A 15,562-nucleotide genomic window follows, 5' to 3' on the forward strand; every position below is an offset into this window, starting at 1 on the left:
ACGACAGCAGACGCTCTTGGAACTGAAAAGAATCAGCTCAGAGCTGAGAGCCGGTGAGCAACAGTTTCATGGCGTTTGTGATAAATATGTTGAACTTGTCGAATACGGTTCTCCAGCCACCGATCGAATACAATCTGGTCACTAAACTAAATCACGAGCCTTCTCGATCTAATGCCCACCGCCCTCGCCATCGCCGCCCATCCCGATGACATCGAATTCCTGATGGCAGGAACGCTGTTGCGGTTGCGTGCTGCCGGCTATGAAATCCATTACTGGAATCTCGCCAACGGTTGCTGTGGTACGACTCAGTACGATGTGCAGACAATCGCCAAGATGCGTCGCCAGGAAGGGATGAACGCTGCCGCCGCGATGGGGGCGACGTTTCATGAAAGCATTTGCGACGATCTGGGGATTTTTTACGATCGGCCGACGCTGGCCAAGGTAGCTGCGGTCATTCGCGAGGTCGCGCCGACCATCGTGCTGACGCATTCACCGTCGGATTACATGGAAGACCACACCAATGCCTGCCGGTTGGCAACGACGGCAGCGTTCACGCGCGGCATGCCGAACTTTTCGACCGATCCGCCGCGGCCGCACGTGGCAAACAAAGTGACCGTGTATCACGCGCAGCCGTATTCGCATCGCGATCCGCTGGGCAATCTCATCGAGCCGAAACTGATGGTCGATGTAACGAGCTTGCAAGCGCAGAAGCGCGAGCTGCTCGCGCTGCATGTCAGTCAGAAGCATTGGCTAGATGAAAGTCAGGGGCTCGATTCGTACTTGGATACGATGTCGGCCCTCGATGCCGAACTGGGCCGCATGTCGTGCGTGTTCGACTATGCGGAAGGTTGGCGGCGGCATTTGCATATGGGTTTTTGCGATCCTGCCGATGATCCGCTTCGCGCCGCACTCGGTTCGCACGTGCTGGTCGCTGGTTCACCTTCTCCGCAATCACCCGCAGCCGAAGTATGACGCAGGCCTCATTCGACGAACTAGCGAAAGCCTTCGCCCAGGCGCTGCACGCATGCCGCGAGCTGTATGTGAGCGGCGCGCATCAATGCGTGGAGCAATGTCCGCATCTGATTGCCGGCGAACCCGAGGCGTATGTCGAGTTGCTCGATAACCTGCACCGCGGCTTGCTGGTGAAGGTCTTTGCTGCCGTGGCGACGAGCGATCGCGTGTGCTCGGTCGAAGAACAACGTCTGGCCGCGACGTTGCTGACGCATGCCTACGGCGAACCGATTACGCCGCAGCGCGTCCGCGAAACACTGCCGGAAGTGCTCAAACATGCCTCGACGCTCAGTTGGTACAGCTTGCTGCGACCCTTCGATGTCATGCCGCCGCTGCAACTGCGTGTCGCCGAACTCGAGTCGGTCGTGATGCAGGTGGCGAATCTGACCGCGAAGATCGATGGCTATGTCTCGGTCGACGAAGAAGCGATTTTGCGGACGATTCAGGGTGAAATCGATCGCCACTTGAAGCTGCTGCCAATCGATGAACCGACGACGCAATACGCCACGGCTTCGATTCCCGAGCCGAAGGCGCGGGCGATCATCGAGAAAAAGGCGCCCGAGAAACCGATCATTGTTTCGGCCACGCCGGCCAATGCGAAGTCGCCGCAAGAGATGATTGCTGACGCGCTGAAAGAGCTCGAACAACTCACCGGTCTGCAATCGATCAAAGCCGAAGTTCGCACCTTGGTGAACGTGCTGCAACTGCAACGACAACGGCAAGAGTTGGGGCTGCCGCAAACGCCGCTCAGTTTGCACCTGGTCTTCCGCGGCAATCCCGGCACCGGGAAAACCACCGTCGCACGAATCATCGGCCGGATTTATGCGGCGCTGGGTTTGTTGCAAAAGGGGCATCTCGTCGAAGTCGACCGGAGCGCGCTCGTCGCCGAGTTTGCCGGTCAGACCGGACCAAAAACGAATAAGAAAATCGACGAAGCCCTCGGTGGGTTGCTCTTCGTCGACGAAGCCTACAGCCTGGTCGCCGACGGCCGCGAAGACCCCTACGGCAACGAAGCCGTGCAGGCGATTCTCAAGCGGATGGAAGACGATCGGCATCGCCTGGCCATCATCTTTGCCGGTTATCCCGAACCGCTCGATCAATTGCTAACGAGCAATCCCGGTTTGTCGTCGCGCTTCAACACGCAGCTGACCTTTGCCGATTACACACCGGGCGAACTCGGCCAGATTTTCAAGTCGCTGTGTGAGCAGAATCACTACCACGTCACCGGTGACGGCCAAGGACGCTTACTGTTGGTACTCGCCTGGTTGCACGAACAGCGCGACGAGCACTTCGGCAACGGCCGACTCGTGAGAAACATTTTCGAGCAGTCGATTCGCCGCCTGGCGAATCGCATCGCTGGCATCGCGCCGCTGACGAAGGAGCTCTTAACGACCTTCGAGGTTGACGACATCGCACTGCACGGCACGCCTGAAACTGCCGTGGCGATCGATCAAAAAAAGCCGGCGCGCGTCGTACAGAGTTGCCCGGAATGCAAATCCGCGGTAAAAGCGCCGCTCAACTTCCTCGGCAAACAAGTTCGTTGCCCGAAATGTCAGGCGACGTTTACCGCCGAGTGGGGCGAATTGGAAACGCCTTAAATCGCCGTCATTAAGTCGCCACGTTTCCAACCAACTCAGTGATTGACTCCAGGCGGCGGAGGCGCGCCCCAAAGCGTCCAATACCACCACAGCGCCAGATGCGCCCACCGACTGTAAGCGGTGATTTCATCGAGCGGTCGCATGTACCAGCGAAAGGTCGTAACGCTGATGTATTCGTTGGACTGCAGCCAATAGATCGGCCCCGTTCCCAGCAAGTAGACAACGGGCAGAACAATTAGAACGAGCACAATCGCGACCCGCCAAGTGCGAGTTGAACCCGGTTGCTCGCGTCGATCCACGATTAACTCTCACGCCATTCCCAGCCGAGTTGAACCTTAGTGTCCTTCTCAGCCATGTCGGCCCAAGGCGTGCCGGGGTGTTCCTTGACGACGCGATCGAGATACATGTGGGCTTTCTCAGCCATCTTTTGAATGGCGCTGCCGGTCTCGATCTTGTCTGATTGCTCGATGTGCCAGGTGCGGCTTGATTCCTTTTCGAAGTTCTTGCCGCGCTTGAGTGCGGCGAGCATCGCGTTGTAACCGTCGAGGCGAACCTTGGTGGCGAGCACTCGGCCCATGGCCAGGTCGAACTCGGCTTGCAGGCGAGCGCTCTTCAGCTTGTCGCGATCACCTTCGCCCGGGGCGAGCAGTGCATAGAACTGGTCAATTTCGGGTGAGTGAACCGCAGCGAACTGCTGCGCTGTGTTCAACTGGCGGCTGAATTCGGCTTCGTTCCGCTTGGTGAAGTTCGATTGCGGATTGCCAGAGACCGTGACCGGCGCCAACTTCGACGCGGCAATCAGGCCAGACCAGGCCTTATTGCTGCCGACGGCGGCGTCGTATTCCTTTTGCGACATGTACAACGGCGTGTATTTTTGGAGCGTATCGGGATCGAATTGAATCTCGCTGCCCGTGGGCCAAGACTGTGCTCCGCCGCCACCAGCTCGGGCGACGATAAACTCGCCACCACTCGCCCGGCATAGCCGTTCGAGATGGTACGGGCCGAAGCCGGAGTCGACGAGGCCGTCGCCGCTTCCGCTGCCACCCATTTCCTGGTAACCGCCGCCACCCTTGCCGCCGCCCCACGTTTGCACATTCACCCGTTCCGGGGCAACCGATTCGGGGCCGTACGTCGGAAACGCTTCGTCACCAACTTCGGCTTGCTTCCTGGCGGGCAGGTAAGGATTGGTTTGACCCCACGGGGCCGGCGAGCCCACGACATAGACAGGGATGGAGCTCTTCTTGACGACGTCGACAATGCCATCGACCTTTTCACGATCGTCGCCGGCTTCGTCGGTCACGACCACGACGACGATTTCGCGGCGGTCCTTCATTCGCATCGGCATGTATTGGTCGAGCGCGGTCTGGATGGCCGTGAAGGTCATCTCTTTGCCGCTGGTGCCGGTTTGGATTTTATCGAAAGCGCTGTTCACGGCCTGGGCATCGGACACTGGCGGATCGAGAACCATTTCGACCTTGTCGTCGAAGGCGAGGACCGCGGTCAGCAGTTTCTTTTCGTCGCCGCCGATGGCAGCGCGAATCTCAGGCTGGTTGTAAATCGAGCGGGCTCCAGTGCCAGCTTCCATCACCAGCTTTTTGGCGCTGGGCGTGCGATCCATGATCCAGACGACGAGTGTGGGACCAACTTCCAGCGAAGCGGCTACGACGGCTGACACTTTCTTGCCGACCACTTCGTCGACCCGGCCCGATTCGAAGTTGCGGCGCCGGCTGCTGGCTGTGTAGCCACCACCCATACTGCCACCTTCGGGGTTTTCATCCCAACGCGGATTAGTCACGCGGAAGTCTTTGGGGGTGCGCTGCTCGGCGTTCTTCGCCCATTGGGCGTGCGTTTTGACGGGCGGCGTCTTGGTCTTCGAATCTTTTGTCTTGGCGCCCGCCTTGGTGACTTTCGCTTTGGTCGTTTTCCCTGGCTTGGTAGCGACGGGTTCGTCGCAACCGATGATGGTCACTGCAAGAAATGCAATCGCCAACAGCCATACCGATCGTGAAATCGCTTGCACGGCAGTAGATCCCCTGAAATTCCGTTGCTTCTGTTCCGCTTCCTATTGTACCAGCCGCGAACTGGCTTGTCCCTTGCCGAAAACCCGCAGTTGTAGCTAGCCGCTTCGGGGTCAGCAGGAGTTTTTATTCCGCTCGCGATGGCAGCATGCAATCTAACATACCTTGGTGGTTCTTCGCGTGTTCGTCGTTAGCAGATGGTAGTCATTCAAGCTGGCGCTAATTTTGGGATGGCCAGACAGGCGATGCTCCCGCCGACCGCGCCGATCGAAGGCGGCCGCCAACGGCCTTCGCAATTCCAAAGCGGATCTACGTCAGACCAGAGATGTCAGCTCTGTCGAGTCAATGTGGAGCCGGATGGTCGGTCGGCATTCGCCTGAGTGGACGTAGGGGGCGATGAGCGAAGGATTCTCCCACTCGACACAAGCCAACAACAGACCACCCGAAATGGCTACAATAAAATGTGATATTTGGGACGCAATATTGCAGGCGTTTTTTGTATCTAATCCTTTCCACATAATGACTTATGGAAGAAATCACTTCGCGCATTGCCTGCAATATTCTGGGAGTACGAAAGGGGGGTGCGCGGGCTGGGCAGAGAGGACTCTTTCGCCAAGATCTGTCCTCCAACTCCACCGCATAGCTCTTCATATTTGACCTCGACAGCATGACGCACCGCGGGTAACTTCCCGCCCTCCTCACTAACGAAAACTTTAATGATTTTTCCAGCCAATCTTTCCCGATCGGCTGCCTAACAAGCGGGCAAAGGCACGGATGTCACTGCTGAAGCGCTGGCAAGATCTGATTCTGCCGATCTCGTTGATCGCGAGCTTGCTCGTGATCCTCGTGCCACTGCCGGCCGAAGTGATGGACGTGCTGCTAGCGGGGAACATCGCCCTGTCGGTGATCGTGCTCCTCACCACGATCTACGTAAAGACGCCGCTCGAATTCAACGTCTTCCCGTCGATGCTGCTGGCCACCACGCTGGCTCGCCTGGTGCTCAATGTCGCTTCGACGCGTTTGATTCTTACACACGCCGGCAGCGAAGGCCTGGATGCCGCGGGCGGCGTGATCAAGGGCTTTGGTAACTTCGTCGCCGGCGATCATATGGTCGTGGGCATCATCATCTTTGTGATCATCGTCGTGATTCAGTTCATGGTGATCACCAAGGGTGCTACGCGTATCTCGGAAGTGGCCGCTCGCTTTGCGTTGGACGGCATGCCCGGCAAGCAAATGGCGATCGATGCCGACTTGAATGCCGGCATTATCGACGAAAAAGAAGCCCAACGCCGTCGTGAAGAAGTGGCTCAAAACGCCGACTTCTACGGGGCCATGGACGGTGCCAGTAAGTTCGTCCGCGGGGATGCGATCGCCGGTATCATCATCACGCTGGTGAATATCGTCGGCGGGTTCGTCATCGGTGTGTTTCAGTACAACATGGAACTCGCCGAAGCGGCTGAGGTCTTTGCCAAGCTCTCGATCGGTGATGGTCTGGTCAGTCAGGTGCCGGCGTTTTTGATCTCTTTGGCTGCCGGTTTGCTCGTCACGCGTAGCACACAGAAGAGCGACCTGCCGGTGCAGTTCTTCTCGCAGATTTTGAATAATCCGCGCACGCTGGCCGTCGCTGGCGGCTTCCTTTGCATCCTGATCATGACCAGCCTGCCGAAGCTGCCGCTCCTGGCGATCGGCGCCGGCTGCATGGGTCTGTCGGTTGTGCTGTCGCGCAAGGTGAAAGAAGACGCAGCGAAGCAAGTCGAAAAGGAAAAGACCGATCAGGCCGCTGCAGCGAAGCCCGCCGAAGAGCGGATCGAAGACTTCCTCAACGTCGATCCGATGGAAATCGAAATCGGCGCCGCCCTCATTCGTCTCGCCAGTCCCAAGTTCGGCGGCGATCTGCTGCCCCGGATCACTGCCGTTCGCCAGCAAACCGCGGCCGAGATCGGCATCATTCTGCCGAAGGTTCGTATTCGCGACAACATTCGCCTCGGCGAGCATCAATACCGCATCAAGATCGGTGGCAACCCTGTCGCCGGCGGCGAGGCCTTTCCTGGCAAGCTGCTCGCCATCGATTCGGGCGTGACGACGGGAAAAATCCCCGGTATCGAAACCAAAGATCCGGCCTTTCAGCAGGCTGCTGTGTGGATCGAGCCTGGCCTGGAAGAGCGAGCCCGGATGCTCAATTACACGCCGGTCGAGCCGACGGCCGTGCTCGCTACCCATTTGCAGGAACTCGTCCGCCGTCATGCCGATGAATTGCTGACGCGCGATGCCTCGAAGCATCTCATCGACGAATTGAAAAAGATCAGCCCGGCCGTCGTCGATGAACTGATTCCCAGCTTGATGAAGCTGCACGACGTGCAACAAGTGCTGCAGATGCTGCTTCGCGAAGAAGTGCCGATCAAGCAGCTCAGCCTGATTCTCGAATCGCTGGGCGACACGGCGACGAAGACCAAGGACGTCGTTTACCTGACCGAGCATGTTCGTCATCGTCTGGCGCGCACGCTGTGCACGCGCTATCGCGATGCAGAAAGCAGATTGTTCGTCTTGACGCTCGACCCCGCTCTCGAAGATAAGATCGCCGCGGGAATCGACCACACCGAACGTGGTTTGTTCGTCCGCACGCCGGCGACCACGATCGACAAGATGTGCGACAAGATCTCCGCGGAATTGCCCAAGCTGACCCGATCCGGCCATAAGCCGATCCTCCTCGTCAGCCCGCAGATCCGCGCTGGTTTGAAGCAGATGACCAGCGGCAATCTGTCACGCTTGGTCGTCCTCAGCTTCAACGAAATCACTCGCGACACCCGCGTCGAAGTCCTCGGCGTGATTCCTGATTTGGACAAGTAAGCCTGCCCTGGAACAGAAAAACAGCTAAATGGATCTCCGAACCTACCGAGCCAAGAACCTCCGCGAAGCCATGCAGCTCGTGCGCGCCGAACTGGGCGACGATGCTGCCGTGCTCCACACTCGCGAAGTCAGCTCGGGCATGATGCGCTGGTTCGGTAAAACCGAAATCGAGGTCACGGCTTCCCGAGAAGTCGATGTTCCCAGTCGTTTGCCGGCCAATTCGCGTTTCACGCACGATGTGCATGAGACGATTCCGGAACCGGACGTCAGCTACGAATCTACTTTTGAATCAAATGCAGCACCTGCTGAGGCAACTGACTATCGGTTGCGTTTTCGCGAGTTGCTGCACCAAGAAAACGACGGCGGCGATTTCTCTGTCGTCGATCGCCTCTGCCGCGAACCAGCCGAAGCGGGTGCTGCGGGAATGAATGTCCGCGGTTTGTTGCAGCAGCAACTGCACGCGGCTGGCGTCGATGAATTTACGACGGCTGCCTGGCTCGCTCAGCTCGAAGACTACATCGCTCACAAGCCGGCCGCTGTACTTCGCGAAGTGCAAGAACAGCTTCTCCGCATCGTCGAAGCCGAAATTCCACTTAGCGGCGAACTGCAGCTCCCGGCCGGTGAGCGCCGCGTGGTCGCGCTCGTCGGACCAACCGGAGTTGGCAAAACCACGACTGTCGCCAAGCTTGCGGCGGCCTTTCGCTTGAATGAACAACGGCGCGTCGGCCTGATCACGATTGATACGTATCGTATTGCTGCCGTCGATCAGCTGAAGACCTACGCCGACATTATGAACTTGCCGCTGGAAGTCGCGGCCACTGCTCAAGAAATGCGGGCCGCGCTGGCTGCTCTGTCGGATTGTCAGTTGGTGATGATCGATACGACGGGTCGCAGCCCGCGCGACGCCATGCGAATCGCCGAACAGCGGTCGTTGCTGGCGGTGGCCGATCCCGATGAAGTTCATCTGGTGCTGAGTGCCGCATCAAGCAGTGCTTGCCAGCAATTGGCGACGCGAGCTTACGCCAGCACGAACCCGACTTCGCTCATCCTGACGAAGCTCGACGAACTGCCGCAAGCGGGAAATCTCGCGGCACTTTTGCGAGAGTCGTCGCTGCCCCTCAGTTACACCACCCACGGTCAAAACGTTCCCGATGACATTCGCCCCGCCCAGCGGCGATGGCTCGCACGTTACCTGACCGGTTTGCTGACGGCGGAGATGATTTAGCTTTTCGGTTTGTCTTGTCGATTGCCTCTTCTCGTTCCACTTTTCTCGTCACTCGTCGCCCGCCTGCCGGCGTCCCTTGTCAAAGTCAGTCCCCATGCCAGACCAGGCATCACCCTTACGAAATCTCGTGCTCCGCGAAGCCAACGGCGACAGCGCGCATGGTCGCTCACGCACCATCGTCGCGGCTGGTGGCAAAAACGGCGTCGGCGTGACGACACTCGCGGTCAACCTGGCCGTTTCGCTCGCTCGGCAGGGACTGCGCGCGGTTTTGATCGACGCCGATCTGCAACGCCCGGCAGCAGCGGTTTTTTGCGGCTGTTCGCTGTCTCCAGGTCTCGGCGAAGTGCTCGCCGCCAAGCGCGACATTCACGAAGTGTTGCAACGCGGCCCGGCGGGTCTGCAGCTTATCTCCGGTATTACCAATCCAACTCCGCAGTCCGAAGCGACGGCCAAATCGCAGCAGCGGCTCCTGCGGCAACTTCATTCCCTCAGCAAGCACGTTGATGTTGTCGTTATCGACGCCGGCAACGCGCCGACCGATCTCTCGCGGCAGCTGTGGGCAATGGCCGATGACGTGCTGCTCGTGACATCTCCGGATGTAGTCGCGGTGATGGACTCCTACGCGGCGATCAAAACCCAATTCACACCCGCGACGGTCGCCCCTAATCTGCGGCTCGTCGTCAATCAGGCCGAGAACGAAGCGCAAGCGACCGACGTCTTTCGCCGCATCGATCAATCGTGCCAGCGGTTTCTGGATATCGGATTGCACCTGGCAGCTGGTCTGCCGCACGACGATCACAGCCAGCAAGCCAACCGGCACGGCGTGCCAATCGCGGTCCTCGCGCCGCAATCGCCGCTCAGCCGAGCAATCGATCACCTCGCGCACGTTTTAGTGCCCGCTGAGGATGCGTTTGATTCGGACAGCGCAACACTGCGCCGCGCTGCCTGAGTTAAAAACGCTAACGCACAATCACCGATCATTTTTAAGAATCAGTTGGAGAAAATCACCTTTCGGAATCGCTAAAGTTTGGCGGCTCCGATTGCCGAATAACTGAGGGCGTTAAAGCGCCCGTACAGGTCAAACTGTATCGTTTGCGTCAACTAATTCGGCGTGGCAAGAAATCATGGGGCGATCCTACGCGGGAATCCTCGGACCACTAGCTGGCACTTTGGTGCTGGTTCGCGGCGCGATCTCCGGCAGCGGATTCGAAATGAGCCTCCTGGTTGCTTGTGGCGCCATGTTTGGATTTGCAGCCGTCGGGTTTATCGCGGGCACCCTCGCCGAATCGTTCATCGTCGAAGGGGTCCGGCAGAAATTCCTGACGGCCATGGAGCAGAAACGCCAGGCCACTGGCGCGACTGCGAAGTAAACGGATTCTGTGACGAGTCCTTGAGCAGAGAATCTCTGCTCGGCGATTCATGACAGGATTCACCCCCACGGAAAAACACTGCACATGATGTGCGGTGAGCTGTTGGTCGCTGTGGCTATCCCCGCAGCGGACAACGTCATCACGGAGGATCGAATGACGGCTTCTACGCTTGTACTTGTTCCTGCTCCTGCAGCGGCACCTGCCCCCGCCCCCCCGTCCGAAATTGACGAAGTCTGGAAGCGCTACAAGGCAGATCAAACTTCTCAGGAACTGCGCAACCGGCTGGTCGAAAACTACCTGCCGCTGGTGAAGTACAACGGCGAACGGATTTGGGCTCGCTTGCCGGAAGGCGTCGAACTCGACGACCTAATCTCTGCTGGCATCTTCGGTTTGATGGACGCCATCGACGCGTTCGACATGAACCGCGGTGTGAAGTTCGAAACCTATTGCGTGCCCCGTATTCGCGGCGCCATGCTCGACGAACTCCGCACCATGGATTGGGTGCCGCGCCTCGTTCGCAGTAAGGCCAGCAAGCTCGGCGAAGCGACCAAAACGCTCGAAGCCAAGCTCGGCCGTCATCCCACGGTCGCCGAACTCTCGGTGCACATGGAACTGCCCGTACCAGAACTCGAACGGATGATCAGCGAAGCCAGTGCGGTGAATCTGATCAGCCTCAATAAGAAGTGGTACGAAACCGACAGCTACAAAGACGTCCGCGAGATTGACATTCTCGAGGATAAGAAGGGCGAGGATCCGACCAAGCGGATTCAAAAGAATGACCTGATGCGGCTCGTCACCAAGGGCCTCAATCGCAACGAGCGATTGATCATCATTCTGTATTACTACGAAGAACTGACGATGAAGGAAATCGGCGCCACGCTCGACCTGAGCGAAAGCCGCGTCAGCCAGATGCACAGCAGCATCGTCGCTCGTCTGCAAAGCCAACTCGGCCGTCGTCGTCCTGAGTTCGGCCACTAAGCTCGGTTCGAAAACTGCCAGACCAAATTAAAAGCCCTGTCGCAAGACAGGGCTTTTTTCATTGTTTGTCGTTTCACGGAACCGATCGACGACTACAGCGATCCCTTGGTGCTCGGAATCCCGGGCTGCCGCGGATCGGTTTCCACTGCCATCCGCAGCGCGCGAGCGGCGCACTTGAAAATGGCTTCGCTGATGTGATGCGTGTTGCGGCCGTACTGAATGTTCACGTGCAGATTGCAGAGAGCGTTCGCCGCCACGGCCTGCCAGAAGTCTTCAACCAGTTCGCTATCGAAGTCGCCGATCTTCGGGCTCGGCATTGGCGCGTTGAACACCAGGTAATAACGGCCCGACAGATCGATGGCCGTATGGCACAGCGTCTCTTCCATCGGCAGTGAGAAATGGCCGTAGCGACGAATCCCCTTCTTATCGCCGAGCGCATTCCGAATCGCCTGGCCGAGACAAATTCCGACGTCTTCGACCGTGTGGTGCGCGTCGACGTGCAGATCACCCTTGGCCTGCACGGTCAGATCAAAACAGCCATGCCGCGCGAGCAGTTCCAGCATGTGATCGAAAAAACCAACGCCCGTGGCGAGATTGATCTGGCCACTGCCGTCGAGGTTGAGCTCGAGGTGGATCTGCGTTTCGCGCGTGCTGCGGTCAATGGTGGCGGTACGAGGCATCTTCTTCTTTCAGTAGGCCGGAACAAGCTGTGCTCAGCGCAGTTCCGGCAGATCCGCAGTTAAACGAGCGATCCGAGTAAAGACAGCAGCACATCGGTCTGCTCGTCGGTTCCCACGCTGATCCGCAGGCCGTCCTTCCAGCCCGGATAATTCATATATCGAATCAAAACCTTCTGCGCTTTGAGGGCTTCGTACAAAGGCCGAGCGGGGCGCGTGGGATGATCGCACCACACAAAGTTGGCTTGCGAAGGAATGACCACAAAGCCGAGCTTTTCGAGGCCTGCGACGAGTCGGCCGCGGGTCGCAACGATTTTGCGGCGGTTATCGGCCTGCCACGCTTCATCGTGAATGGCCGCCGTGGCCGCGGCGATCGCAAAGGCGTCGCAGTTGTAAGAATCCTTCACCTTGATCAGCTGCTCGATCATCTGCGGCTGCGCGAGCAGGAAGCCAAACCGTAAACCGGCCAGGCCATACGCCTTGCTCAGCGTGCGGCTGACCATGATCTTTTCATTCTGCTGAATCAGATCGATCGCGTTGAACTCCGCAAAATCGCCATAGGCTTCATCGACCAGCAGCGGGCACGGCAGCCGATCGGCAAGTTCCAGAATGGCCTCGCGCGAGACCATCGTTCCCGTCGGACTGTTGGGATTCGGCAGAAAGACAAGCTTCAGCCCTTCGGCTGGATCGCCGAACGCGGCCGGCAACGTCCAATCGTCGTTGAAACGAACTTCCTGCCACTTCGCGCCTTGAATCTGCGCCAGCGAACGATAGAGGATGTAACTCGGATACGGCAGGCGCAGCAATTCTCCCGCGCCGACAAAAGCCCGCGTGCAAATCGTCAGCAGATCATCGCTGCCGTTGCCGCACAGCACCCATTCTTTGCCCGGCAACTTGTAAAGTTCCGCGGCCCGTGCGCGAAATGCATTCCCCATCGGATCGGGATAGCGCTGCAAACCACGGTCGAGCACTTCCTCGATCGCGCGGCGAATACCAGCCGGCGGTGGGTACGGGTTTTCGTTCGTATTCAGCTTGATGAACTTCCCCGCCTGCGGCTGTTCGCCGGGCGTGTAACCATCCATCGCGAGAATTTCAGGGCGGAAGAAAGACATTGGGGGAATTGCAGATTGAGGATTTTAGATGGCAGATTGGGGGAGATTATCGAGTTCGCATCGCGACGCTTTTTTCGTGCGCCGTGAGGCCTTCGACTTGGGCCAGGTATTCGATGTCGGCGGAGATTTCTTTGAGGGCGGCGGCGCTGTATTGGATGACGCTGCTGCTGCGGAGGAAATGATTCGCCGAGAGGCCGGATGCCCAGCGTGCAGTGCCACCGGTTGGCAATACGTGCGATGGCCCGGCTGCGTAGTCGCCGAGGGCAACGGGGCTGTAGTTGCCCAGGAACGTCGCACCGCTATTGCGGATTTTCTTCAGCAGTTCAGCAGCATTGTCGGTGGCGATGTGCAGATGCTCCGGCGCGATGAGATCAGTCAGGCGACACGCCTCTTCGGCATCGCGGACGAGAATCAAACAGCCGAAGTCGCGGAGCGACTGCAGCGTCAGTTCACAGCGCGACAATTGTTGCACTTGCTTGTCGAGTTCGGCTGCTGTGGCGTTGAGCAATTCTTCGCTCCAGGTGATCAGAATGCTCGCGCCAGGAGCATGTTCGGCCTGCGCGAGGAGATCGGCTGCCGTGAAATCAGGTCGAGTCGTTTGATCGGCGATGACGACCACTTCGCTGGGGCCGGCGATCGAATCGATATCGACTTCGCCGTAGACATGGCGCTTGGCGAGGGCGACAAAGAGGTTGCCCGGCCCGACGATTTTGTCGACCTTCGGCAAACCTTCGATGCCGTAGGCGAGCGCGGCAATCCCCTGCGCGCCGCCGATGCGATAGACCTCGCGAATGCCGATTTCGTGGCAAGTGGCGAGCACGACAGGATTGTTAGCCCCAAACGCGGTGGGGGGCGAAACGACGGCCACTTCTTTCACGCCCGCTGCCTGCGCGGGAACGGCGGCCATCAGCACGGTCGATGGATAGGCAGCTGCGCCGCCAGGTACGCACACGCCAACGCGGTTGAGCGGCACGTAGCGCTGCGCGAGCATCACTCCCGGCCGCGTCACTTCAACGTCCTGATGCAGAATCGCCGTTTGGAACTCGAGCACGTTCTGTCGCACTCGACGAACGGCAGCCAGCAGCCGCGGATCCGCTTCGGCGTGAGCCTTTTCTAGTTCGGTGGCCGAAACGCGAATCGTGTCCGCCGTGAGTTCAGCGCGATCGAGTTTCCGCGAATAATCGAGGACAGCGGCCAAACCCGTTTTGCGAACGTCCGCACAGATCTTCTCGACGACTTGCACGGGCGACAGCGGCTCGCCGAAGACCTCGAGCGTTCGTCGCCGGCCTGCTTCGCTGACGACATTGCCGCTGGGGCTGAGCTTGGCCCGCAAGGCATCGAGCGCCGCGGTGACGTCGTCGCGGCGGGCATCGATTCGTTGAATCTGCAAAGGAATGGACATAAGTGCAGGCAAAAACCGGCGAAAGGCGGGCGGACGAAGGAAGGACACGGGAATCCCTCATTGTGTTCACGGTTGGCCGGTTGCGGAAGGGCCAAAGAACCCGCGGCGATTTCCCCTTACTACGTGCGGGGCTCTGTGTCCGCAGCGCCCCGGCCGTACAATAAGACATCCGTTCTTTGCCAAATCCGAGGGATCGCCGATGAATGCCCGTTTTCCCGCTCAGATGCCCGCCCTGCGAAAGCTGTACGACAAGCCCGGCTTGTGGCTGCAGGAAGACACGCCGCTGCCGCGGATCGGGCCGCGCGAGGTGTTGATTGCGGTAACGCACGCGGGGATTTGCGGGACCGACCGGCACATCTATGAATGGGACGCCTGGAGCAAGAGTCGCGTTGCCGTCGGCATCACGACCGGACATGAGTTCGTCGGCAAAGTTGTCCAGCTCGGCTCGGCCGTGACGCGAGCTCAGCTCGGTCAACGCGTGAGTGCCGAAGGGCACATCGGCTGCGGCGTTTGTCAGCCCTGCCGCACCGGCAACGGCCACATCTGCGAGCGGGTCGATATTCTCGGCATCGATTGCAACGGCTGTTTTGCCACCTACGTTGCCGTGCCGGAAGAAAACGTCTGGCCAGTCCATCCAAAAATTCCGAATCACATCGCCGCGGTTTTTGATCCGCTCGGCAATGCGGTTCACACCGTGATGGCAGCCGGCGTGAGTGGCCGTAGCGTGCTCATCACCGGCGTGGGCATTATCGGGTTGATGGCCGTCACGGTTGCTCGCGCGGCCGGCGCGGGCTTCATCATGGTGACCGACCGCGACGAACGTCGCCTGAAAGTCGCTCGCGATATCGGCGCCGATCACGCGTTCAATGCTTCCGACGACACCTGGCCCACAAAGGCCCGCGAACTGACGCACGACCAAGGGCCTGAAGTGCTGCTGGAAATGAGTGGCCATCCGAAGGCGATCCGTCAGGGCTTCACCGCGCTCCGCAACGGCGGCACTGCGGCGCTGCTCGGTTTGCCGGCCGAACCAGTGGCCTTCGATCTGGCCAACGACATCATTTTCAAAGGCGCGACTGTCCTCGGTATCAACGGTCGGCGGATGTTCGAAACCTGGTATCAGATGGAAAGCCTGCTCCTCAGCGGCCGACTGGAGCTCGATCAAATCGTGACGCACACGCTGCCGATGCGCGAGTTCGAACGCGGTTTTCAGTTGATGCAGAGCGGCGAAGGAATCAAGATCGTGCTGGAGATGCCGCAAGATAGTGGAGCGACTTCGCCCGCTGAGGAAGCGGTGGCGGCGAAGTAAATCGCCTATGATGTCGGC

At 59.0% G+C, this 15,562-nt stretch carries 13 protein-coding genes; 8 read left to right on the plus strand and 5 right to left on the minus strand.

Annotated features, from left to right (window positions below):
• Positions 1-171: 171 nt before the first annotated feature.
• The gene (locus M9Q49_RS12635; RefSeq protein WP_254509105.1) at positions 172-972 is read left to right on the plus strand and encodes a PIG-L deacetylase family protein; all 801 of its coding nucleotides are present in this window, start codon (positions 172-174) and stop codon (positions 970-972) included.
• Positions 969-2,609 (plus strand): AAA family ATPase, encoded by a 1,641-nt coding sequence (locus tag M9Q49_RS12640; RefSeq protein ID WP_254509106.1) that lies wholly within the window; start codon positions 969-971, stop codon positions 2,607-2,609. The genes M9Q49_RS12635 and M9Q49_RS12640 overlap by 4 nt, the downstream gene beginning before the upstream one ends.
• A gap of 35 nt (positions 2,610-2,644) precedes the next feature.
• On the opposite strand, the gene M9Q49_RS12645 is transcribed toward M9Q49_RS12640, so the two are convergent.
• Together M9Q49_RS12645 and M9Q49_RS12650 are read right to left on the minus strand one after the other, a co-directional pair.
• A complete protein-coding gene (locus tag M9Q49_RS12645; RefSeq protein ID WP_254509107.1) occupies positions 2,645-2,908 on the minus strand; it encodes a hypothetical protein in 264 nt (87 codons plus the stop codon).
• Positions 2,909-2,910: 2 nt separating this feature from the next.
• Positions 2,911-4,629, minus strand: coding sequence for a vWA domain-containing protein (locus M9Q49_RS12650; RefSeq protein WP_254509108.1), 1,719 nt, complete (start codon positions 4,627-4,629; stop codon positions 2,911-2,913).
• 772 nt (positions 4,630-5,401) lie between these two features.
• Between M9Q49_RS12650 and flhA the strand changes: the two genes are divergently transcribed.
• The 5 genes from flhA to M9Q49_RS12675 all read left to right on the plus strand — a co-directional run bounded on the left by flhA (position 5,402) and on the right by M9Q49_RS12675 (position 11,047).
• Positions 5,402-7,474 carry a flagellar biosynthesis protein FlhA gene (flhA, locus tag M9Q49_RS12655; protein WP_254509109.1) on the plus strand — a complete coding sequence of 691 codons (2,073 nt, stop codon included), beginning with the start codon at positions 5,402-5,404 and terminating at the stop codon, positions 7,472-7,474.
• Between the two features lie 28 nt (positions 7,475-7,502).
• On the plus strand, positions 7,503-8,699 hold the full coding sequence (gene flhF, locus M9Q49_RS12660) for a flagellar biosynthesis protein FlhF (RefSeq protein ID WP_254509110.1): 1,197 nt from the start codon (positions 7,503-7,505) through the stop codon (positions 8,697-8,699).
• A gap of 94 nt (positions 8,700-8,793) precedes the next feature.
• Positions 8,794-9,648 carry a MinD/ParA family ATP-binding protein gene (locus tag M9Q49_RS12665; protein ID WP_254509111.1) on the plus strand — a complete coding sequence of 285 codons (855 nt, stop codon included), beginning with the start codon at positions 8,794-8,796 and terminating at the stop codon, positions 9,646-9,648.
• Positions 9,649-9,823: 175 nt separating this feature from the next.
• Entirely contained in the window at positions 9,824-10,069 is a 246-nt protein-coding gene (locus M9Q49_RS12670) for a hypothetical protein (protein WP_254509112.1), read from the plus strand.
• A gap of 153 nt (positions 10,070-10,222) precedes the next feature.
• The gene (locus M9Q49_RS12675) at positions 10,223-11,047 is read left to right on the plus strand and encodes a FliA/WhiG family RNA polymerase sigma factor (protein WP_254509113.1); all 825 of its coding nucleotides are present in this window, start codon (positions 10,223-10,225) and stop codon (positions 11,045-11,047) included.
• A gap of 92 nt (positions 11,048-11,139) precedes the next feature.
• Here M9Q49_RS12675 and hisB read toward each other — a convergent pair whose 3' ends face one another.
• Genes hisB through hisD form a run of 3 tightly spaced genes read right to left on the minus strand, consistent with a single transcriptional unit; the run spans position 11,140 to position 14,238 of the window.
• Positions 11,140-11,727 carry an imidazoleglycerol-phosphate dehydratase HisB gene (hisB, locus tag M9Q49_RS12680; protein WP_254509114.1) on the minus strand — a complete coding sequence of 196 codons (588 nt, stop codon included), beginning with the start codon at positions 11,725-11,727 and terminating at the stop codon, positions 11,140-11,142.
• Positions 11,728-11,786: 59 nt separating this feature from the next.
• Positions 11,787-12,836, minus strand: coding sequence for a histidinol-phosphate transaminase (hisC, locus tag M9Q49_RS12685; protein ID WP_254509115.1), 1,050 nt, complete (start codon positions 12,834-12,836; stop codon positions 11,787-11,789).
• A gap of 46 nt (positions 12,837-12,882) precedes the next feature.
• A complete protein-coding gene (gene hisD, locus M9Q49_RS12690) occupies positions 12,883-14,238 on the minus strand; it encodes a histidinol dehydrogenase (protein WP_254509116.1) in 1,356 nt (451 codons plus the stop codon).
• A 199-nt stretch (positions 14,239-14,437) separates the two neighbouring features.
• On the opposite strand from hisD, the gene tdh reads away from it, so the two are divergent.
• Positions 14,438-15,544, plus strand: coding sequence for an L-threonine 3-dehydrogenase (tdh, locus tag M9Q49_RS12695; RefSeq protein WP_254509117.1), 1,107 nt, complete (start codon positions 14,438-14,440; stop codon positions 15,542-15,544).
• Positions 15,545-15,562 lie beyond the last annotated feature (18 nt).

The sequence above is a fragment of the Anatilimnocola floriformis genome (assembly GCF_024256385.1).
Taxonomy (GTDB): domain Bacteria; phylum Planctomycetota; class Planctomycetia; order Pirellulales; family Pirellulaceae; genus Anatilimnocola; species Anatilimnocola floriformis.